This window comes from Bizionia sediminis (assembly GCF_042684585.1).
Taxonomy (GTDB): domain Bacteria; phylum Bacteroidota; class Bacteroidia; order Flavobacteriales; family Flavobacteriaceae; genus Algorimicrobium; species Algorimicrobium sediminis.
In genome coordinates this window covers 245,458-267,444 of the sequence record NZ_JBHULS010000001.1, presented here as the reverse complement: position 1 = coordinate 267,444, position 21,987 = coordinate 245,458, and the positions used below count along the sequence as shown (strand labels likewise).

Here is a 21,987-nt window from a genome sequence, read left to right as displayed (position 1 = left end):
TTTCTATTTTTTAATATAGAATTCATTAAATGCTTGCTTTTGTGCCTCCAAGCTAAAATGTGTCTGCACACGTGCTATGGCCTGGTCTGCTAGCTTTTGTTTTTCTGCGCTTGGCAAGCTCATAAAAGCTGTAATACGTTCTGCCATGGCTGCTGTATCATAAGGTACAATCAACCAACCTGTTTCTAGTTCTTTTATGTTTTCTGGTATGCCGCCAACATTAAAAGCAACACAGGGAACACCTAATGCCTGTGCTTCCAAAATAGCATTACAAAACCCTTCATTTAAACTAGTTTGCACATATAAATTGGCAGTAGCTACAATATTTAAAGTTTTGGAATGGGACTGCTTTCCGTTAAAAATAAGCTGCTGTTCCAAGTCACTTTGATGGATGTGAAACACGTAGCGCTCCATTTCATCGGCTGTTCCGGAGCCAATAACATGCCATTCAAAGGCAACACCTGCCGTTTTTAAATGAGTAGCGGTTTCTATTAAATAATCCATCCCTTTTATCCAATTATACCGTGAAATAGTGACTATTTTAAATAGGTTTTCAGAAGTATTAATATTTTTTGAAGGTAAAGTCGCTAAATTCACAGCAGGTGTAATAATAGCATAAGGAATTTTTGCTGACAGCCCCAACGCATATCCTTTTGCTAAAAGATATTTAGAGATGGATTGCACTTTGTCCACATGCTGCCATAACAAGTTGTAACAATCTGGATGCTTTAAGGGGTACACATTTAGGTCGTATCCCCTAAAGCTCACCGCCATTTTTGCGCCTATTGCTTTGGCAACTAGTTCTCGACCTATAGCTAGAGTGGCAAATCCAAAATGCAACCAATCGCCTTTAAATTTTAATAACTGGGCATTTAAATAGACTTTTTCAATGATACGTTTCGTTGAGCTACCTGCTTGTTTTTCCAAAACATAAAACCTAGTCACCCGATTTAAATAAGGCAATAGCTGAACCCCTACAATAAGCATATTGAGTAATTGCTGCGGTAAAAAGGCATAAAGCTTTGGACTGGTTTTATGGGTGCATGCTTTGTAGGACGTTACACAGGGACCTGTAAACAAAGTCACCGTATGTCCGTTTTCTTTCAGTCCTTTTATTTTAGAATTAAAAAAAGTTTCCGAATAGCTAGGCGGTTGTGAAAGTACGAGTCCTATTTTTTTCATAGCTGCTGGGTTGTTCTCATATTTTTATTTAGCGATTTAGCCATAAGGTTTTCATACAAAGTCTCTCGCGAACCGATAAACCTTTCAAAATTATATTGCTCTAAAACTTTTTTTCGCATAGCGCTGCCTATTTGCTGGCGCTCCAAGGGTTCCATGCGGTTAAAGTCTATAAGTAGTTGGCAAAGCGCACTGGTATCGCCAGCCTCAAAAATCTGATTTTCAAAACCTTTTAGAATATCTGTTATACCTGCTACACGAGATCCCAATACAGGAATTCCCATAGCCATTGCTTCTACAGGAGCCATAGGCATACCTTCACCTTTTTCTTTCGTAGGGATTACAAAAATATCTGTAACAGACAAATAATCCTGTACCTGCGACTGCTTTCCAGTAAAAATAATTTGCGAATGGGCTTTTGCATATTTAACTTTCAAAGTTTTTGCATAATCCGACTGGTCACTACCCACTAAAAGTAACTTTATATTTGGTAATTGCGTTTTAAGCACTGCTTCCATTAATATTTCAATATCTTTTACGGGAACCATATTAACAACAGAAATAACCACAAAATCCTGTTCACCAATATTATAAGCTTGTTGTATTGCTTTATTTTTAGCTTGTGGACTGTAAGTGTGCGTATCCAAGCCCAATGGTAAATAAATAGCCTTTACTTTAGGCATGGGGGTAAAAAACGCCGTCATCATGGTTTCATTGATGGCAATGACTTGACTGCTTAATACCGATTTCCAATGCCAAGCTTTATTCCCCCAGCCCATGGCTTTTTTAGTATAAACAAATTTAATGCCGGCTAATTTAGCAGCTAAAGCTTCTGAAAAATCAGAGCTCCAATGCCATGAATGTATAATATCCCATTGATGCTTTTTAAAAAAGCGAACAACTTTTAGTAAGCGAAACGGAAAGGACCAAAACGGCTTATAAGGCGTTTCATAAGGAAAGACATGAATAGGAGCACCTAGCTTTTCCACCTCTTTAAAAAACGCACCTTTTGTATGCATGACTAAAATTTCTGGGGAAAACCTTGTTTTATCTAAACCTTGTACCAAATCGCGAACAACCTTCCCACTGCCTGCAGTATCAAAATTAGGAATACTATATAGAATACGGGTTTTTTTAGACATCTGTTTTTAGTGTGATTCAAAATCACGTTTTAAATTCTCCTTATAAGTTGTTATTTTTGAACCTTCTTTTTTCTGATACCACACCGCCAAAGTCAACAACATACTCACCGCGTGCGAATAAAATACCGGATCGTCATGTTTAAACTTATCATACATATTAGTTACCACATCCATACCTACAAAGTCTAAAAAAGACGGCTCATTCAAATAACGCTTTAAATGCGTCTCATTTTTGGTGCCTAAAAACTGTAACTCCCAATTGCGCTGAATGTATTTCTTGCCGAGTAAGGCCTCTATTTCCCGCTTCAATTTAGTCCGTATACGATAAGGTAAATTGTTAGGCGACTTGTTATTCTGGTAGGTATATAAATTATAAGGCATTTGTCCTTGCCACGGAATACGGGCTGCTTTGGGGTTTCTATTTTTTATATAGGCTATTTGCAACTGCCTATCGGCTAAATAGGCTTCGGGTACTTCGCAAATAAACTTACACATTTTATCATCGTAATACGGTACATTCACCGGATGCGCGGCTTCAAAAAAGCTTAAACTGACTGAGGTCCATCGTGGCGCCCAATACAAACTTTTAAAAGCCCGTATTTTCGCCCCAGTATCGGCAATAGGTATTTGATGTAATAGCTCTTGAATACGGGATTTTAAATAAGCTTCAAAATCCCCTTCCAAATCCCAAGATTGCCACAAAGCACTAGCTAACGCTAGTCCACTTTTTTTAATTACTTTTTTATAAATCAGGCCCAGTTCCGATAGGTGTGCATCTTGCTTGGCAATACCCCGATCAAAAAAAACATCGCCCCAATGCCCTAACGAAAACTCGCCAGGAATTTGTTTAAGATTTTCTAAAACGGCCATTTGCCGCGGATGAGTAAACTCGGAGTAGCATTTATTTATGTCGGCCGCACCATCCAAAACATCCCATAAGTACCCGGTCGGAATTTGTAAAGCTGTGAAAGGAAAAGCACAGGCTTTTGCTATATGTTCGCTTATTTTATGTTCTTTAAAACCACCAACAAACGAATACGAATAACTATGCACATCGGCGCCCATATGTTTAAGCGCTACCGCCTGGCTCCGACTATCCAAGCCACCAGACAGCGGTAATATTACGGGGTTGCTACCTGTTTGTTCTTGGACTATGGTTTCAAACAAATCGGTAAACTCGTCCAAAGCCGTCTGAAAGGATATATCTCGTGGTTTATGGAACCATTTAAAATTGACGGTCTGTTCTTTTATTTGTCCATCGGCATCCAAAACATACTTCGTACCGGGCTGCAAAACCTGTTCATCAGTGTAAAAGGTATCCGCTTCCAAAAAGAAGCCTGTAGCCGCAAAAATACAGATGGCTTTTCTGTCAATCGCCCTTTCCATACCAGTGCGTTTCGCAAAGGATTGCTTTAGGGGAATAATGGGTGTTTCTATTATTTTCAAAATAGAGTTATGGCAAGTATATTGATTTAATTAGATTGCTTTACAGCTACTAACCTCGAAAATAATAAGATTTTGTCATAAATCAACCTTTTTTACAACTGTTTTAAAAAACTAGTTTCTAACTAGAGTAATAAGCAAATTACCATCTATACTTAAAAGCCAAACAAAGTTAGCTTACCGGTTGCTAAAAGAGGGATAAATAAACCCGCGTCAGGATAGCTAATGGACGGATTTTGTTCATGATTACCTAATTAATAATTTCCTGCAACTACCAACTTTTCACTATCTTTCCAATCGATATTTGAAACAAACCAGCACGTGTCTAAAAAACTCAAAATAGCCATTTACTCTGGGCAAATCCCAAGTACTACTTTTATTGAAAGTCTCATAAAAGCCGTGGCTAAAACACATCAGGTCATTCTGTTTGGTAGTCAAACTAAAGCCGTTAATTACAATAGTACTAATATTATAATACACAAAACCCCAAAGGGCAACGGCTTAAAACTTTTATATAACACATGGCGTAGTTTAAAACTGGTGGTTAGGCGACCAAGAGACCTCTGGCATCTATTAAAAGACGTTAACAAACATCCATCCGCCTACAAGAAATGGCAGGCTTATTCCAGACTACTCCCCATGGTGCTATACAAACCCGATATAATTCATATCCAATGGGCCAAGAGTTTGGAAGAATTTATGCTGTTAAAAATCCAGTATAACATTCCCATTATTTTAAGCTTACGTGGGGCACATATTAACTATTCGCCAATTGCCTCCAGAGCATTAGCCAAGAGCTACCGTAAAAACTTTCCGCAGGTAACAGCCTTTCACGCAGTATCCGATGCCATAGGTATTGAAGCCCAAAAATATGGTGCTCCACCTGATAGAATAACCGTTATTCACTCCCTAGTGCCTCAGGTATTTTTAGACGCCTACCAACCTATTCAGCAAAGAATAAGCAAACCGTTTAAAATAATATCCGTAGGCAGACCGCATTGGATTAAAGGCTACCCCGATGCTATTTATGCCATTGCAGCATTAAAAAAACAAGGCTTTGCGGTAACCTATCAAATTATAGGGATGGATACTCCCGATGAGGAATTACTATTTTTAATTGCAGAACTCGGTCTACAAAAGCAGGTTACATTGCGGGGCAACGTGCAACAAGCAGAACTCATAAAAATCATGCAAGATCAAGATGCTCTGTTATTAAGCAGTTTGGAAGAAGGAATTGCCAATGTGGTATTGGAAGCTATGGCGATTGGTTTACCGGTAATTTCTACCAACTGCGGTGGCATGAGCGAGGTGGTAATCCCGAACAAAACGGGGTTTCTAGTGCCAGTCCGAGACCCCGAAGCAATGGCACAAGCCATTTTAGAGTTATATGCCTTACCCATAAGCAACTTACAACAACAAATCCAACGGGCTCATAATTTGATAAAAACAAAATTTAATACGGAAACGAATATGGCGACGTTTTTGACATTTTATGAAAATATATATAAAAAATAATAGCTGTCATATGCCTCGATACGTAGTTGTTTCTTGAAAAATTATTGATACCTAATTAAAAACTCTTTGAAACTTTCTTATATCTTAATTTTCTTTTCAGATATAAAAGAATATTTTCAGGACTATAACGATATGATATAATCCCAACCCTAGGAATATACAATCGCTTGTAATGTTTTTTATTTATTTTAGTTGCAAATTTTTCCATTTTCTCAAATGATTGAAAATGTGGTACAATTACACCTTTTTTATACCCCAAACGTTCATGTATTATTTTAACTTTATTGTATAAAATCAACATAGTTTTAAATCCATGAGTATTATACAATTGAGGCAAAATAGAATACTTGATACTATCAAAATTTTTTAGCATTGCTTCTCTTAAACCTGGCATGTCATTAATAATTCCATATTCCTGGCATATATTAAACCAATCTATAAAAAGCGTCTGCGTTGATTTGTTTTTCCTATACACAATTACACCACTGTTAAATTCAGGAAATATCTCTCGATATTTAAAATCAAACGGCTCTGTTGTATGCAAATTCTCTTCACTTGTGGTGGCGATATCAACAAAATCCAATAGATCAAACAATTCAGAAATTTCATCAGTTATAAAGGTGTCTGAATCTAAAAAAATTGTTTTTTCAAATGGGCTTTTGTTAAGTCCTAAAACTTTAGATAAATACGTGTATTTTTCAATTTCATTGTTAATTATAATGATATCGAAAAAATTATTTAATTCACTAGTAAAAACGTTTTGAGGACAAATAAGACAACTTTCTTCCTTGTTGTATTTTTTTAATGAAGTAACAGATGTTATGGCTTCATTTACAAATTTCGGTCTATTAGCCACATATAAATATCCTTTTTCTTTCATTTTTTAAATTTACTTGTTGGAGCATTAAAAATTCTTGTTTTTTATAATCCAATAATATTTAATTAAAATAGCGTTCCATGAAACGCCTTTACCAAATCAGCTACTCGTTTCCAATCATACTGCAATGCATGCGCTCTAGTTTTAATAGCAATATCTTGTAATAATTGCTCATACCTTAACCAATAAACGGTAGCATCAATTAAATAGTTGGCATCTTTTGGGGGTGCTAGAATGGCACCAGACCCCTCTAAATATGCGCTATTTCCACCAACATCGGTTGTAACTATTGGTAAACCGCTAGCCATAGCTTCCAAAATAGAATTACAAGCTGTTCCATCTATCATAGGTAAAAATAATACATGAGCCTGCTGGTATTTTAAGCTTAAGGCTTGATCGTCTAGTCCACTAAAAAACTGAATATAAGGTTGTGGTTTTATTTGTTTTATATAGGGTTTATGCATAACCACTTCCACCTTCAAATCGGGTACTTGTTGGGCTATAACAGGAATACAGCTGTTAAATAAATCAAAATTTCGTAAATGTTGCCCAACAAACAAAAGGGTTGGAACAGGATTTTTCCAAGTTTTGGGTTTAAAAAACTGCGTATCTACGCCATGCGGTATATAAGTTACCTCTTTAATTTTAAGGCGATCTTGAATGTAATCCACTTGATTTATTCCAACAGCTACAGCGCCATCTAGGTGCTTTATGTATTTGGAACTTTTAAAATGATTCTCTAATACTTTAGGTGGTTTGTGGAAACTACCACAGAAAGCCGTTTTATTAAATCGTGTGCCTTGTTGCACCGTAAACCGAACATCACGCTCGGCATTTAAATAATGTACCACTTGCTGTTCGTTTTTGGATTTTTTTAAAACCTGTAATAGTTCCAACTCTTTAAATACACTACTGGAATTATAAAGTCCCGCTTCCTGATTTACAAAACGACCAAGTACTTTTGCGACTTTATAAGGTAATTTGGCTTGCCCTAACACAACAGTTGCAGGTTGATAAAAGTCGATAAGGCGGCTATAGCCCGAATTAACAGCGTGGTGTGAGGAGCGGTGATGTATAAATATGGGTTTCAAACTAAAACAATGGTTTAGAAAGCATTAGTTCCAATATACGCTTAACATTTTTAACGGGATGAACATGGGTCTCGAAATAAGCACGCGCTTTTTTAGAAAGCATATCAGCTAATACATCATCTTCTAAAACTAATGTAATAGCAGCTAATAACTCCTCATCCGTTTCGAAATATAATAATTCCTGGCCATGTACTAAAGGTACCGGTAAATCGGTAGTCAGTTTTTCGGCTATAATGACTTTACCTTGCGACAGGTATTCGGCCATTTTCCAAGCCGTCGAATTTGCCAAGCCTCTTGTATATATAACAATTTTAGCCTGTTTTAAAGCATTTAAATATAACTCGGGTTCTGCTGGCACATCTGAAATAGCATCGTAATATTTCTCCATGGCAATCGGCGACTTAATAAAACCGCCTTGGAACTGGTAGGGAAAAGCTTGCCGTAATAATTTTATAATATGGTAGCGCTGTTGGTGTATTTGTAAAACGTCTATATCATTTTCATTCGTAAAGCAGCGCGTTTGGAAGAAAACAGTGGCATTACTTGGTTTTGTATAATCTTCAAAACGTTCTAAATTTCGAGCGGTTAAAATAAAATTCCAATGCTTTAATTGCGCTTTATAGGTATGTACCAACCGTTTAAACAGCAAACGATCTGGCTTTATGTTTAATTTTAAATTACTTAAAATTAAACCTTTATAAAACGTAGACATACTTTGAGTTTTAAATTTAGACCGTACACCAAAACACAAACCCAATTTATACAATTTACTTTGAAAAGCCTTTGGCAATTTGTTTACATATTTAGTTTCATAGCTGCGCTTGAAAACAAAGTCACAGTGATTAAAAGCGTATTCTGAAAATTGATTGGCATGATCATAAAGGTCGCATGCAAATGAAATACGCGCGCCTGAAGCGTGAATTATTAACTCATAGAAAGAAACTTTAGGGTTTGCCTGATGGGTTCTGATTACTTCATCATCACCTACCACTAGACGGCCTCTTCGTCCAGTTATGCTTAAAACTATTTTTGTATTTAGGACCTTTAGCTTTTCTAATTCAAACAGCCCTGTTTGGATATTAGAAGCATGGTTTAATTCCTGTGGCGTGTATAGTACAATAGTATAAGCTGGTTTCATATTATTTTAAAGCACTATTTACGGATTCTTCCATAGTTATACAGGTTACTTCTAAACTCCATTGATTCAAAACACTTTGCCTAGCATTCTTACCCAGTGTCCGCCATGCAAATTCATCCTTAACTAGTGCTGCTGTTAGGACACTAAATTCAGATTTGGAACAAAGCAAACCATTGACACCATTTTGGACTAATTCATCGGGACCTCCAGCACCTGCCATTGCAATAATGGGTGTGCCACAAGCCATGGCTTCAACCATGACCATCCCGAAGGATTCGTGTGCACTGGGTAGTAACAAAAGACTAGCTTTTTGGTAATAAGGCACCAAATCAGTTTGTTTAACAGTTCCTTCAAAAGTAAGATGCGGTTCTAAGTTCAAATCTTTAGCCAAAACTTGTAATTCGTCATAATAACACCCGTCACTTATTGGTCCTATAATTTTAAGGTGCACCGGTTTTTGCTGCTGTTTTATTAAATAAGCAAGCGTTTTCAAGCAAAGTTCTATTTGTTTTAAACGCGAAATACGCCCCACATATAGCAGTTCTATGGTTTCTAGTGTTTTTTCAATAGGCACAAAAATTGTAGTATCTACGCCCAATGGCATAACACGAATATCAAGATTTTTAAAAATAGCTTGCTGCGCTAATTGTTGTTTTTGAACAGCCGTATGCACCAGCACGTGGTGGGCATTTTTATAATAATAGCTTGCTTTCAAACTATTAGCAACATGCATACCCCCTATCAAAGCTATATAGGGTTTTTGTTTTTTAACTAAAAGTTGAGCAAGCTTAAAACAATACGGACTACCATGACCGGACATATTAATTATAGTAACATCGGCAGGACATATTATAGTACTCAAATAATGAAAAAGCGAGTACTGCTTGCGCCAACCATGTCTTTTTTTAAAAATTGGTTTGGTTACACTCCAAAAGCGTTTTTTTATTCCCAAGCAGTTTTTAGTGTAGGTAAAAAGCCGCCCTGTAAAATAGTCTATGCTTACAGCAAATCCCTGTTTTTGTAGTGCCCGTAAAGCTTGTTCATGCGGTTTACTGTGCGAAAAATAAAGATCCTGCTCATGTAAACCAATGGCTTGGGCTGAAAAAGGATGGAGTAACGCTATTTTTTTCACGCTAATTGGATTGGATTAATAATGGTTTCTTTTTTGTGCTTTTTTAACTTACGAATAAGTTTCTTTTTTATTTCTGATAGTTTTTTATTCCTATCTAGAATTTATAGTTTTGAAATTCTAAATTATTGAGTAAAAGGCTGTCATACAATCTTAAGTCTATCGTATTGTTCATCTCTAGTCTTATTTTTTGCTCATTTTTAAAATAGGAAAAACCAAGATAATCGGAACGCTTGTTCCTTTGTTTTTTTTGCGCAAGCTCTGCTATCAACTTAACGTTTAAGGCTTCTTTATAATAATTTAAGGATTTTATGTATTGATTAACATCAGCAATAAAATCAAAATCCAATAATAATCTTTTAGTTAAATTAAATCATCACTACCACTTATTTTTCCAAACATAAAATTATAATAGAACTCATTATCTAAAAAATGATTAATAGAATGTGTCCAACCTCTGTCTTTCATTTGATTAAGTTGAGACATATAGCGTTCTAATGGTTCTCTTAAAAATGTGTTTTTTTAGCCGGTTTATAAAAATCTAAATTTAGTTGCACGCTGTAACCTTTTATATCAGAAGGTTGATAGCGCATTATTTTTCATATTGTAAAGCGTTCAAGTCATTTCGTTTTTCATAGCGCCCAAATTTATTTTTCGCAATTTAAAAATATATAGGGTAGGTATGAGATAACGTATGATTAAATGAAATACCCGCCTATTTTTCTATATGTGTAAATAAAAACATTAATCTAATTTAAGTTTACGTTTAACCCGTTTCATCAAGCTTTTAAATTTATTTTTATTGTGGCGCCTCTTTTCTCTAACCCGATACCCATTAAAAACATTATTTAAGCTATTAAACCTTATAATCAAACTAGAATGAGGTTTATAATGCATGCGGGTATAACTAATGTAAAAAGGCTTCATAGCACCCAAATAATCTATTTCCGAATGTGATAGGGTTCGTTTCCAGTTAATAAAATGCAAATACATAATTTCTTCTTGACTTTTTGTGTTTAGCATTTGTCCATCTCGCCATAGCCATCTATCTAAATAATACTCCTGATGGGAATCCATGCCATTTTCTTGATTACACAGAACACGAGACCAATATACACGTAAATTTAACGCTTTAAAAGCAGGGTCGTATTTTATAAAGTTAGACAAGACAATCTCATCTGTCCATTGAAATTCTGGTATTTCAAAGCGTCCTTTATAATTGGGTAATTGTTTATAAAGCGTGTTAATTAGTTTAGTGTTGCGGAATATATTGAAATGACCCGATATGTTTTCCTTTCTACTAGAAATAATATCGTAATCCTTTAACATACCATCCGTAATAAATTTTCGGATATCGCCCCAAATAATATCCATATCGCAAAAGCCCCAGAAATCGTATTCCTTTATTTCGTCTGCAAATATGTCGGCATAAGCAGGTTTCAAATCGCACAACTTACGCGGACTCAAGGGTACTTGTGTATCCACAACAGTATTAATGTGTTTATTTAATACTGCTAATGTGGTTGGTAAAAAACGGATGTTTTCCGGGTGTTTTTCAGGTATATCACAATCCGTAGGGCATAACCAATTTACGCTAGGATTGGCGGCTACGGAAACTAAATAAGCATCAAACCAAATAGGCCATTTCCCAAAATAGGGTATTATTAATAGGATGGTTTTCATTTAAAAATCTTATTTTTTATCCGTTTTTCAACTTTATAGATAGTCCTACTACTTAATAAAAATAAACTAATCCAAAACCATAACTGCGCGGTAAATAATTTAGCGTAAATAGCAAATACCCTAGCGATTTTAAGTAAAAAAGACCACCCCAATTTTAATTCTTTATTATAAATACAATCAAACAAATAGTGTATTATAATTTGATAATGGTAATTTATAATTTCCAAATCATTCAAAACAATACCTCGATTCAAATTATTTAGAGAAACTTGAAATAGGGATTCCTTATATCCTTTAACAAATTGTTGTTTATCCTCATAACTTTTAGATTTACTATGTTGGCGATACAGATATAGGCCTTCATTTAAAATAGTATAATCTTCGGTATTTAATTTATAAAATAAGCGAGAAAAAAAATCATTTTCCTGTCCACGTAATAAATTTTCATTAAACAAAGATTTTTCAACTAGAAAACTTCTTTTAACCATTAGTGATGGAAGCATGATATTAGTTTGCCAACAAACATATTCTTTAAAAAGATTTTTAATTAAGGGTAATTGTTTCAATTGTTTATTCTTCAATTCTTTGTCTACCGAAAAACCAGTACAAAAAACTATATTTACTTTATTACTAAATTTCATATATTTTTTACACAAAAAACTAGACAGCATAATATCATCACTATCAAACCACTGAATATACTCACCTGAACTCACCTCAAACCCGTAATTCCGAGCCCCATTCCCACCTGGCAGATGATTGTCAGGTCGTTTATGGTATTGAAAGCGCCTGTCCTTGGCTGTATAGTTTTTAAGTAATGCTTCTGTACCATCCGTACTCCCATCGTCAACTACTATACACTCCCAATTAGTATAGGTTTGTGCTAATACCGAATCCAAGGTCTCACCTATTAAATGAGCGCGATTAAAAGTGGGGATAATTATGGAAACTAGTGGTTGCACGGACATGAAAACGTTTTATGGTACTAATATACAAGTATCAATTTATAATCTATAATCTTTAACGACTTGTTCCAAAATGTCTTGTAGGGCTTCAATATGTCGTTGCATACTAAAATGATCCAAAATATGTATTTTTCCTGCGGCTCCTAATTGTCGAGCATAGGCAACATCATCCAACACCTGCAACATATGTTTAGCCATGACCTTTACATCATGCTCCGCACACAACAATCCTGTCTCCCCATGTTTAATAACATCTGGAATACCCGCATGGTATGTAGAAATTACAGGTAAACCAGCCACACTAGCTTCCAAAACAGCTAATGGTGTACCTTCCATATCGCCATTGCCAGCTGTTATAGAATGCTGCACAAAAGCCAACGACTCTACTAATAGCTTCTGATAAGCTTCCGGAGTAATAACGCCTAAAAATTGAATTTGATTTTCAATACCAAAATGCTTAACAAGGTTTCTACACATATTAAGCAACACACCATCACCTGCCAAAAGCAATTGAGCATCAGGATGTTTATTGGCTACCGCTTTAAAAGCCATTATGGTATAATAGGGTGCTTTTTTATCGGTGAAACGCCCAATTCCAATAAACTGTTTTTTAGAAAAGTTCGGTTTAAGTAATTCAAATTCAGGCTTTGGCCCGTAAACATTATAAACCAGTTTGTCCTCTGGGCAGCCTAGCGCTAGCAACATCTGTTTCATTTTTAGGGAAACAACCATAATTTTGGAGGCTAAACTAAAAATAGTTTGGTGGCTATGGCATGCTTTAACCACATCATGAACACTGGCATCATAACCATGAAAGTGCACAACAATGGGCAAACCACTTTTTTTTAATAAAGCCTGTAAGTTAAAAGCGTGTGTGCCGTATTCTACTAAAATAACCGCGATTTTATTTATTTTTAACGAGGCAAGTATGACTTGCTCATTTAAATGAGAATAAGAATAACCATGCAATTTCCGACGTATTCGATAACCCAAGTAAGTAGCTTTGCTAACTAACTTTGTCTGCCCCTCCAGTTTCATTTGTCCGAGACCTCCATAATAATAAAATACAGTGTCATTTAGATAATTTTTATGAGCCTGAATAAAGGTTTCAGAATACGGATTTTGACTGGGTGTAAAAATAGCTATGTTCATAAATTAAACTTTTTCTTTAAGCGTTTCAGTATGGACCTTATGTTCATGGTTTTGATGATATCCTTATTTTCGGCTTCAATAAAAATATCGAGTTTTGAATTTACACGCTTAACCCTGCTACTTTTTGGTTCTACATCAAGAGCATCTAGCTTTATCTTTCGCGTTTTATCACCATATTGAGGTTTTAACTCTATAACTGCGTATAGGTAATCATAATTGTTCCAAATACCCTGATATTCAAATAAAATAATTTCACCGTCAATATCTTTAGCTATAGTTCTAATCGTCTCAAAATCCACATCTTCATCAATTGGTTGAAGCCCAGAAGGGTTATATCGCTTTAAGAAGTTCTGATGGTATTTGGATGGACAAGCTAAAATGACACGCCCATTTACATCTAATTTGTTTTTTAGTGCATGATGAAAGTCCGTCCTATCCGAAAGTGGTATGTGTTCATAAACATCAATCATAACTATGGCATTAAATTTACCTTTTGGTAATCCTTCTGTCAAATCGTACGATCTAAAAAATAAGTTTTTTTGATTTTCAAAAAGCTTTTTAGCTGTCTCTATTAATACCGGACTTAAATCCACTGCCAAAACTTGGGAATTTGGAAAAGCTTTTGCAAACTCATGACTACTCCAACCTATGCCGCAACCTATATCCAAAACGGAACCAGAATTTTCCGGAATAAATTGACTCAATCTTTTAATTGCGCTAATAATACGCCTATTTCCTGTTACGTAATCATTAATCAGTTTTTTATCAAATTGATTATAATAATCTAAAGATTCTTTCATTTACTTAAATTCGCATGGAACAATTAAAGCGTTATATTTTCTATTAACTTTACCAATATTAAAAAAATCTCCGGGTAAAACGTTTAAACGAAAGGCTCTATCAATATAGTCCACATGATCTCTTTCAGCTGTAGTGTTTTTAGATAGAATAAACTGAAAGTTATAATCACCTCCTCGCAAAGCTAATCGATTAAAACAAATATCGATATACCCTCTTTGAATAAGTGAATTAACATCTACTTCCATTTCATCTGAAACCATCATCACCTTCATAACATTGTGATAATCGTTAATTGAAAACCCAAAAATTAATCTTTCTGAGATGTAAGTTTTTATTTTAAATTCTACGCGCATTTTCAAAAAATCACCTGACAAGACAGAATTAACAAGTGCGTTGCTTTTATTAAAAAGCAATATTTTATCGATAGTGATTTCCCCACTTCCTGAACGTTCTTTCCTTGTTCCAATATAAGAACTTTTACTTTCCTCATTTACTTTCAAATAAAAATCCACAGCCGCATCCGTATCGCCTTCAAAAACGGTTTTTCCGTGTTCCAATACAATAGCCCGCGTGCACAAGCTTTTTACGGCAGCCATATTATGGCTTACAAACAACACGGTGCGCCCATCGCCTTGACTAATATCTTGCATTTTACCAATAGCCTTTTTTTGGAATTCGGCATCGCCAACAGCCAACACCTCATCAATCACTAAAATATCAGGTTCTAAAAAGGCGGCTACGGCAAAAGCCAAACGCACACGCATACCACTACTATACCGCTTTACAGGTGTATCTACATAGCGTTCGCAACCAGAAAATTGGATTATTTCTTCTTCTTTGGCTCGTATCTCGGCTTTACTCATCCCCAATATGGCACCATTTAAATAAATATTTTCGCGACCTGTTAATTCGGGGTGAAAACCGGTGCCCACTTCTAATAAACTGGCTATGCGACCTTTAGTTTTTATTTCGCCTGTTGTCGGTATTGTAACCCGACTTAATATTTTAAGAAGCGTACTTTTTCCAGCCCCATTTTTACCAATAATACCTAACACTTCGCCTTGCTGCACCTCAAAATTAATATCACGCAAGGCCCAAACATAATCACTATCCGCTTTGGTGCTACGGTTGTTTACAGACCCTACCTTTAAATACGGATCTTCCTTACCGCGAATACCAGCCCACCACCTATTTAAATCATGACTAATTGTGCCGGTGCCAACAATACCTAATCGGTACTGTTTACTAATATTTTCAGCTTTTAAAATGACACTCATTATTTTGTGATTCGTGATTCCTGAATGTAAATAACATTCTTTATTTTTATATATTTTTCAACTAATTTCTAAACGCTTAAAGCCATACTTTAATTTGTAAAAACTCGTGATCATTTTTTCTCGCAGCAGCTTAAGCGCAATTTAATGGCTTGGAAACCGCCGCATGTTGCATTTGACTAACAGGTCTAAAATGTTCTAAAATTGGTAATTTAGAAGTTGAATGGACATTTAAAATCTCTAAATTCATGATTTTTTTTTAAACATCTAAATCTTTTCAATCTAAAACTGCATGAATTCATCCTTAATCCACTCACCATCCCTAAACACATATAGCGACACACTGGCTTGCTTCTCACTAATCATCACTCATTTTTCATAACTAAACCGTATCAATAAAGGTTTTTTCGGTTCTGTTAAAAATAATTATTCCCAACAAAACAATGACTGTTGTGGCAGCTATTGTATATAAAACGCCAAACCAGCTAAAAGTTCCTGAACCTAATAACATGAATCTTGCGGTTTCAATTATATAGGCCAGCGGGTTATATTCAACCAACCATGCAATGCGAGGCAATTTTTCGCGCATTAAGGCCAAGGGGTACATAACTGCCGAAACATACATAAGTAACTGCACACCAAAACCTACTAAAAATTTTAAATCGCGGTATTTAGTTACCAAACTGGAAATTATCATGCCTAATCCAAGCCCTAATAAGCCCATAAGCAAAACAAGAAGCGGAAAAAACACCACGGCTTTTGTTAGGTGAATACCAGCTCCATTAAGATAATAATACAGGTAAAAGGCAATAAAAATAAGCAATTGTATGCCAAATTTTAATAGGTTTGATATAATTATGGATAGCGGAACAATAATTCGCGGAAAATAAACTTTACCAAAAATAGCGGCATTAGCTTTAAAGGTATCACTGGTAGCTGTTAAGCAGGTGTTAAAGTAATTCCAGATAGAAATTCCAGCAAGGTTGAACAAGAATGGTGGTACCGTTCCTGTTTCTATATTGGCTACTTTATTAAAAATAAGTGTAAATGTTAAGGCGGTAAATAATGGCTGAATTAAATACCAAAGCGGGCCTAAAATAGTTTGTTTATAAACGGTTACCACATCGCGCTTTACAAACAAAAAAAGCAAGTCACGGTAACGCCAAATTTCGGCAAAATTAAAGTCTATTAGCTTCCGTTTGGACGTTATAGTGTATAGCCAGTTGTCGTCTTTATTTGTATGCACAATTGAAATGTTTATTATTTCTTACCACAAATTCAAATGGAAGCTTGTTAATTACCATCATTTGCAGCCCTGGGTTGCGGTTTGAAGGCCTAGCTAAATGCGTTTTAAAAACCTTTTTGCTCGGCTCCACAGACCTTTAGATTCGGTTTCGTGGTACGCATTACCGTAAACCCCATAGCCATAGCCGTAACCGTATCCATAGCCGTAACCGTAGTTCTGACTTGATTTGTGTTTATAAAAATTTAATACAAAATGAATGTTTTTAATTTCGCCATTTCGGTGTTTGGCATTAATTAAATGAAGCATGCCTTTTTTAGTATAATCCAACCGAATCATAAACAAGGTGGTGTCCGCATGCTTAACCAATTCCAAAGCATCGGTTACCAAACCTAAGGGAGGTGTATCTAATACTATTATATCATAGCGTTGCCGCAAGTCTTGCATTAAATCTTCCAAATCCGAGCTCATTAACAACTCCGATGGATTTGGTGGGATAGGTCCAGAGGTTACCACATCTAAATTTGCAATGTGGGTGGCATTAACAACCGATTCAAAATCAGTTTCCCCGATAAAGTAATTTACAATACCCAATTTATTGGTTAACGCAAAGTCGTCAAAAATTTTAGGTTTTCGTAAATCCAAGCCCAATAAAATGGTTTTCTTACCACTTAATGCGTAAACCGTGGCAATATTTATGGAACAGAATGTTTTACCCTCGCCACTAACAGACGAGGTTACTAAAATGGTGCGACCACCTTCCTGTTTCTTTTTATTTAATACAAACTGCAAACTAGAACGAATGGCACGAAAGGATTCGGCTACTGCCGATTTAGGCTTTTCAAATACCACCAAATTATTGGAATGTTTAAACTTTCCAATAAGGCCCAAAATAGGAATATGAGATAGGCGCTCCACATCTTCCGAGCCGTGAATGGTATGATCTAAAACAAACACAATAAAGATTAAAACTATGGGCACAAAAAAACCTAACAATAGTCCCATCATATAATTTAATGATTTGTTAGGACCTATTAATCCACCGCCAATATCTTTAGCTTCGTCTATAATACTAATATCGGACACGTTTGCAGCTTTTATAATGGCCGCTTCACTGCGTTTATCCATATATACATTATAGGCCTCCTGACTAATATCTAGCTTGCGTTGAATTTTTAGAAATTCTTGCTGATTTTCGGGTAAACTACTCAATTTAGCTTCTAATTTTGCCAAATTGCTGTTTAGTGAATTCATTAAAACACGAATGGTATTTTTCGTAGCCGAAATAGTTTCTAATAACACATTTTTTTCCGCATCTATTTGCCTGTCCAAATCTTTAAAAATAGCCGAACCTTCTCGGGTACTGTACTCGTAACTTTGCCGTTCTATAGAAAGTGCTGTAATTTTAGAAACGCTATTTTGAATATTAATTTCATCAATTCCCACAGAACTGGGTGCTGCTATGCTACTGTAATCGGTTTTCGTGCGTAAATAGGTTTCTAAAGCTTCTAAATAGTTGAGTTTAGTAAGTTCTGCTTCTTTTCGTATTTCCAGCTCTTTTAACTTGCTAGAAACATTGGTCATTTCATCCGAAACGTTAAACACCTTATTTTCTTGTCGAAAGCTGTTCATTTCGTCTGTAAAATCCTTTAAATTACTATTAACAGCTTGCAAACTGCTGTCTATAAATTTTATAGTATTGGTGGAGTATAAATTTTTCCGCTCCAGTTCAAAAGCACTTAAAATAATAGCCGTTGTATTTAGGTAATCAACTATTTTGGCTTTATTGGTGCCCGTTAAGCTTAAACGCAACACAGAGGCAGACGAGCTACTAAAGGGCGCTACCCGAATATTACGTTGGTAGCTACTTACCACAGCATCAAAATTAGAGAACTGAATAAAATAGGTGTCGCCTGGTTTAGCTGTTCTGCCGTCACGCCAGGTAACAATGCCGTGTAAAAAAGGCAAATTTATTACCTGCCCTATTTTAAAAACTTTGGTAAATGGGCCTACGGGTGTGGTAACCGGTTGCCGCTGTCGGGTATCGTATCGTTGCCCTGAAACCGCATCATGCTCGAAATTTGTAAAAACTTCAAAGCTATCGTCGGTTACAAAGCGAAGCCCTATAAAATGTCCTAAAGCTTGCGCCTGTGCACTATCGGGCTGAAATATAAACGGTGCGTTTTTGTAAATATCTACTTTGCGGTAGCGTCCTTCTTTAAAATAACTTAAATAAAATTTTAAGGAATCTACCACCTTTTCATTGTGGGTACGTGTTTGTAGGGTGGTTATGGTTTTCCCCATTTTGCCCGATACGCCTCCCCAATTAAAAGATATACTGGTGTTGGCTGAAAAGTAAGGATTTTGATCGTTTTCTACGCTTATTAACGACTCCAAGCGGTAAACATTTTGTTTGCGCACATTTATAAAATAGGCTACCACCAAACCTATTAAGACGCATACCAGAATAAACTTCCAGAGACTTAAAATTTTAAATAAAAAGCCTTTAAAGTCGAAGTTAAAATTGCCACCGCCAGCGGTATCTAAATCATCATAGTCGTATACTGCCATAATTATTAAAGCCTATCTATAAGGAGAATGGTGGTAGTAACAAAGGACACTACCGTCATGATGGTTCCAAATGTTTGCAGTCCGGTAACCCCTGTACCCCAAGTTTTTTGTTTTAACGGTTTAACGTAAATAATATCGTTCATTTGAATGTAATAATAAGGCGAATTCATAACATCCACATCCAACAGGTTAACATGGTGTATTTTTTGCCCGTTAGGGTATTGCCTTATAACAGCAACAGATTTCCTATCGCCAGTTACCAAAATATCGCCTGCATTGGCAAGCGCCTCAAAAATATTTACCCGCGGTTGGTACAGCGTTTGTGTTCCCGTAGAACCCACTTCCCCCGTTACTGTAAAACGCAATCCGGTTAGTTTTACCGTTACAAAAATATTGGAAGTTTCCTTTAGTTCTTCTTCCAATAGTTTTGTTTCTAGCATGGTTTCTATTTCGTCCGTGGTATAGCCTAAAACACGAACTTCACCTAAAATAGGTATACGAATATTACCGTGCAAATCTACTGTGAAACCGTCAAAAAAAGCCCGCTCATCGCCGGTGGCATTTAAATCGGTTGCTCCAGTTGGGTTAAACATTTGAATATTGCGTTGGTCCATGGCCTTTACCCGAATATTTAAAATATCGTTTATTTGAACGCGATAAGGCGCTTGCTTTTCTGAAACAACCACCAAAGAATCTGTTGCCATAGCTTTATTTTGAAGATACACCAACTCTTTATTAGGAATGCAGGACACCGAAAAAAGGCCCAATAAACAAACAGCAATAAAAAATAATGACTTCATGAAAAGGCTTAAGGGTTAGTGTACAAATATAGCTTTTCAATAGGAAAATGAAAACTTATCGTATAGTTTTTGAATTATTTACGTTCTTTGCAAAAAAACAACACGTGAACTACCTTACAGTTGAAAATATATCGAAATCTTACGGCGAATTAACGCTATTTGAGAACCTGTCTTTCAGCATTCACAAAGACCAGAAAATTGCATTTGTTGCCAAAAATGGTACCGGAAAAACATCTATTTTAAATATTCTATCTGGTAAAGATACAGCCGATTCTGGACAAATTATTTTCCGCAAGGATATTACAGTGGCCGTCTTGGCACAAGATCCAGATTTAAATGAAACCTTAACCGTTGAACAGGCTATTTTCGACACCAAAAACCCCATCCTGGATGTTATAAAAAACTACGAAAAAGCACTTAAAAACCCAGACGATGTAGAGGCTTACCAAAAGGCATTTGAACAAATGGAACGGCACCAAGCTTGGGATTTTGAAACCCAATACAAACAAATATTATTTCAACTAAAACTAAATGACCTAGACCAAAAAATAAGTACCATGTCTGGTGGTCAAAAAAAACGTTTGGCTTTGGCTAATGCCTTACTAAAAAAACCCGATTTATTAATTCTAGATGAGCCAACAAACCACCTTGATTTGGAGATGATTGAGTGGCTGGAGGTTTTTTTTGCAAAAGAAGCCATTACCCTATTCATGGTAACGCACGACCGGTATTTTTTGGAACGTGTGTGTAACGAAATAATTGAACTAGATCAAGGCGAACTATATACTTACAAAGGCAATTATTCCTATTACCTAGAAAAACGCGAAGCGCGGCTAGAAAACGAGGCTACAGAAACCAACAAGGCCAAACAACTCTTTAAAAAAGAATTGGATTGGATGCGTAAGCAACCAAAAGCAAGGACCACCAAATCTAAATCGCGCATAGACGATTTTCACGAAATAAAACACCGGGCCAACAAACGCCGCCAAGACCACCAAATACAGCTAGAACTGAATATGGAGCGTTTAGGAAGTAAAATTCTGGAATTTCATAACGTAAGTAAACGCTTTAAGGACAAAACCATTCTGGATAAGTTTGAGTATACCTTTAAAAAAGGCGAACGCATAGGTATTATTGGTAAAAATGGTACCGGTAAATCCACCTTTCTAAACATCTTAACCCAAACCCAGCAACCAGACGCAGGTAAAGTGGTTGTTGGCGAAACCGTTAAATTTGGATATTACACTCAAGCGGGTATTCATGTAAAACCAGACCAAAAAGTTATTGATGTTATCAAGGAGTTTGGCGAGTACATACCCTTAAAAAAGGGCCGCCAAATTAGTGCCGGACAACTTTTAGAACGCTTTTTGTTTAGCAGAAAAAAACAATACGATTTTGTTGAAAAATTAAGCGGTGGCGAACGCAAACGCTTGTATTTATGTACGGTTTTAATTCAAAATCCAAATTTTTTAATTTTAGACGAACCTACAAACGATTTAGACATTGTAACCCTTAACGTACTGGAAAGTTTTTTATTGGACTTCCCTGGCTGCTTAATTGTGGTATCGCACGACCGTTATTTTATGGATAAAATAGTGGACCACCTATTGGTGTTTCGCGGTAATGGCGTTATTGAAGATTTTCCCGGCAATTACTCCGATTTTAGATCTTACGAAGACAGTCAAGAACCCGAAACCCTTCAGCCTGAAAAAAAAGAGAAAAAACAATGGAAAAAGGATAGCAACACAGCTTTAAGCTATAACGAGCAGAAGGAATATAAAAATCTAGAGAGTAAAATAAATAGTTTGGAACGGGAGAAGGCTGCTCTGGAAAAAGAATTTTTAGACCCCAACTTAACACCAGAAGCCATAAACACCTTATCGGAAAAATTACAACACATTTTAGATACTATTGAAGCCAAAGAGATGCGCTGGTTTGAGTTAAGCGCCAAACTAGAAGACTAAAAGCTAAAAAAACGCTTCAA

At 35.9% G+C, this 21,987-nt stretch carries 18 protein-coding genes; 2 read left to right on the top strand and 16 right to left on the bottom strand.

Annotation, left to right across the window (positions count from 1 at the left end):
* Positions 1–3: 3 nt before the first annotated feature.
* From ACFSQP_RS01105 to ACFSQP_RS01095, 3 genes are read right to left on the bottom strand one after another with little or no spacing between them, the layout of a single operon-like run.
* Entirely contained in the window at positions 4–1,182 is a 1,179-nt protein-coding gene (locus tag ACFSQP_RS01105; RefSeq protein WP_376891156.1) for a glycosyltransferase family 4 protein, read from the bottom strand.
* Complete coding sequence (locus ACFSQP_RS01100; protein ID WP_376891155.1) at positions 1,179–2,321, bottom strand: glycosyltransferase; 1,143 nt, start codon at positions 2,319–2,321, stop codon at positions 1,179–1,181. The genes ACFSQP_RS01105 and ACFSQP_RS01100 overlap by 4 nt, the downstream gene beginning before the upstream one ends.
* A 6-nt stretch (positions 2,322–2,327) precedes the next feature.
* Positions 2,328–3,707, bottom strand: a complete 1,380-nt coding sequence (locus ACFSQP_RS01095; RefSeq protein ID WP_376891153.1) for an asparagine synthase-related protein — start codon at positions 3,705–3,707, stop codon at positions 2,328–2,330.
* Between the two features lie 378 nt (positions 3,708–4,085).
* On the opposite strand from ACFSQP_RS01095, the gene ACFSQP_RS01090 reads away from it, so the two are divergent.
* Entirely contained in the window at positions 4,086–5,279 is a 1,194-nt protein-coding gene (locus ACFSQP_RS01090; RefSeq protein ID WP_376891152.1) for a glycosyltransferase family 4 protein, read from the top strand.
* A 55-nt stretch (positions 5,280–5,334) separates the two neighbouring features.
* On the opposite strand, the gene ACFSQP_RS01085 is transcribed toward ACFSQP_RS01090, so the two are convergent.
* The 13 genes from ACFSQP_RS01085 to ACFSQP_RS01025 all read right to left on the bottom strand — a co-directional run bounded on the left by ACFSQP_RS01085 (position 5,335) and on the right by ACFSQP_RS01025 (position 20,003).
* Entirely contained in the window at positions 5,335–6,159 is an 825-nt protein-coding gene (locus tag ACFSQP_RS01085; RefSeq protein ID WP_376891151.1) for a hypothetical protein, read from the bottom strand.
* A gap of 62 nt (positions 6,160–6,221) precedes the next feature.
* Positions 6,222–7,247: a glycosyltransferase family 4 protein gene (locus ACFSQP_RS01080; RefSeq protein WP_376891150.1), complete on the bottom strand. Its 1,026-nt coding sequence runs from the start codon at positions 7,245–7,247 to the stop codon at positions 6,222–6,224.
* Position 7,248: 1 nt separating this feature from the next.
* Positions 7,249–8,385 carry a glycosyltransferase gene (locus ACFSQP_RS01075; protein WP_376891149.1) on the bottom strand — a complete coding sequence of 379 codons (1,137 nt, stop codon included), beginning with the start codon at positions 8,383–8,385 and terminating at the stop codon, positions 7,249–7,251.
* Between the two features lies 1 nt (position 8,386).
* Complete coding sequence (locus ACFSQP_RS01070; RefSeq protein WP_376891147.1) at positions 8,387–9,517, bottom strand: glycosyltransferase family 4 protein; 1,131 nt, start codon at positions 9,515–9,517, stop codon at positions 8,387–8,389.
* A gap of 94 nt (positions 9,518–9,611) precedes the next feature.
* Positions 9,612–9,863, bottom strand: coding sequence for a hypothetical protein (locus ACFSQP_RS01065; protein ID WP_376891146.1), 252 nt, complete (start codon positions 9,861–9,863; stop codon positions 9,612–9,614).
* A gap of 395 nt (positions 9,864–10,258) precedes the next feature.
* Positions 10,259–11,197 carry a DUF6625 family protein gene (locus ACFSQP_RS01060; protein ID WP_376891144.1) on the bottom strand — a complete coding sequence of 313 codons (939 nt, stop codon included), beginning with the start codon at positions 11,195–11,197 and terminating at the stop codon, positions 10,259–10,261.
* On the bottom strand, positions 11,194–12,165 hold the full coding sequence (locus ACFSQP_RS01055; RefSeq protein WP_376891143.1) for a glycosyltransferase family 2 protein: 972 nt from the start codon (positions 12,163–12,165) through the stop codon (positions 11,194–11,196). The genes ACFSQP_RS01060 and ACFSQP_RS01055 overlap by 4 nt, the downstream gene beginning before the upstream one ends.
* 36 nt (positions 12,166–12,201) lie before the next feature.
* Complete coding sequence (locus ACFSQP_RS01050; RefSeq protein ID WP_376891142.1) at positions 12,202–13,314, bottom strand: glycosyltransferase; 1,113 nt, start codon at positions 13,312–13,314, stop codon at positions 12,202–12,204.
* Positions 13,311–14,114, bottom strand: a complete 804-nt coding sequence (locus ACFSQP_RS01045) for a class I SAM-dependent methyltransferase (protein ID WP_376891140.1) — start codon at positions 14,112–14,114, stop codon at positions 13,311–13,313. Before ACFSQP_RS01045 ends, ACFSQP_RS01050 begins: the two co-directional genes overlap by 4 nt.
* On the bottom strand, positions 14,115–15,392 hold the full coding sequence (locus tag ACFSQP_RS01040; RefSeq protein ID WP_376891139.1) for an ABC transporter ATP-binding protein: 1,278 nt from the start codon (positions 15,390–15,392) through the stop codon (positions 14,115–14,117).
* Between the two features lie 379 nt (positions 15,393–15,771).
* Complete coding sequence (locus ACFSQP_RS01035) at positions 15,772–16,635, bottom strand: ABC transporter permease (RefSeq protein ID WP_376891138.1); 864 nt, start codon at positions 16,633–16,635, stop codon at positions 15,772–15,774.
* Between the two features lie 93 nt (positions 16,636–16,728).
* Positions 16,729–19,203 (bottom strand): GumC family protein, encoded by a 2,475-nt coding sequence (locus ACFSQP_RS01030; protein WP_376891137.1) that lies wholly within the window; start codon positions 19,201–19,203, stop codon positions 16,729–16,731.
* Between the two features lie 5 nt (positions 19,204–19,208).
* Positions 19,209–20,003, bottom strand: coding sequence for a polysaccharide biosynthesis/export family protein (locus tag ACFSQP_RS01025; RefSeq protein ID WP_376891136.1), 795 nt, complete (start codon positions 20,001–20,003; stop codon positions 19,209–19,211).
* Positions 20,004–20,107: 104 nt separating this feature from the next.
* Between ACFSQP_RS01025 and ACFSQP_RS01020 the strand changes: the two genes are divergently transcribed.
* The gene (locus tag ACFSQP_RS01020; RefSeq protein WP_376891135.1) at positions 20,108–21,967 is read left to right on the top strand and encodes an ABC-F family ATP-binding cassette domain-containing protein; all 1,860 of its coding nucleotides are present in this window, start codon (positions 20,108–20,110) and stop codon (positions 21,965–21,967) included.
* The last annotated feature ends 20 nt before the right edge of the window (positions 21,968–21,987 follow it).